This window comes from Paracoccus acridae, from assembly GCF_014642735.1.
Taxonomy (GTDB): domain Bacteria; phylum Pseudomonadota; class Alphaproteobacteria; order Rhodobacterales; family Rhodobacteraceae; genus Paracoccus; species Paracoccus acridae.
The window spans coordinates 1-563 of the sequence record NZ_BMIV01000098.1 but is presented as its reverse complement, the minus strand read 5'-3'; the positions used below and the strand labels follow the sequence as shown (position 1 = coordinate 563).

1 protein-coding gene is annotated in these 563 nt (G+C 58.8%); it reads left to right on the top strand.

Annotated elements, in window-relative coordinates; translation table 11 throughout:
- The first annotated feature begins 350 nt into the window (after positions 1-350).
- Positions 351-557: a cold-shock protein gene (locus IEX25_RS19980; RefSeq protein WP_126156212.1), complete on the top strand. Its 207-nt coding sequence runs from the start codon at positions 351-353 to the stop codon at positions 555-557.
- Positions 558-563 lie beyond the last annotated feature (6 nt).

Here is a 563-nt window from a genome sequence, read left to right as displayed (position 1 = left end):
TTGGCCGTCGATGCGCGACGGATTTTCGCAGGGTAGGCCGTCGAATTCAGAATAGATAGACACGTCTCCGGCATCCACGGTTGGCGGATGCGCGATCAGTCTTCTTTCCGCTGCGCCAAACGCGATCCGGGCCGGTTGAAGGAATAACGTCGGGCAATGATGACCCCTGCCAGCGACGCCACGCCTCGGGACGCCATCGCACCGCCCTTGTAATGGGGCGGTATGATGCCCACCTGTCTATGGCAACGCTGTTCCTTCGACTTCTGTCTCCTTCTGGCTTCAGTCGCTCTTTGATGACGCCAAGCCAGGCCATCGCATTCAGCGGGTGGCACCAATGAGGAGATCTCACGATGGCCAACGGCACCGTGAAATGGTTCAACGCAACTAAAGGTTTTGGCTTCATTGAGCCCGAACACGGCACGAAGGACATTTTCCTTCACGTCTCGGCGCTGGAACGCGCCGGCATCCATCAGGTGGCTGATGGTCAGGCAGTGACCTTTGATGTGGAACGCGGTCGCGATGGCCGTGACTCCGCCTCGAACCTTACACTGGCCTGATCCCAG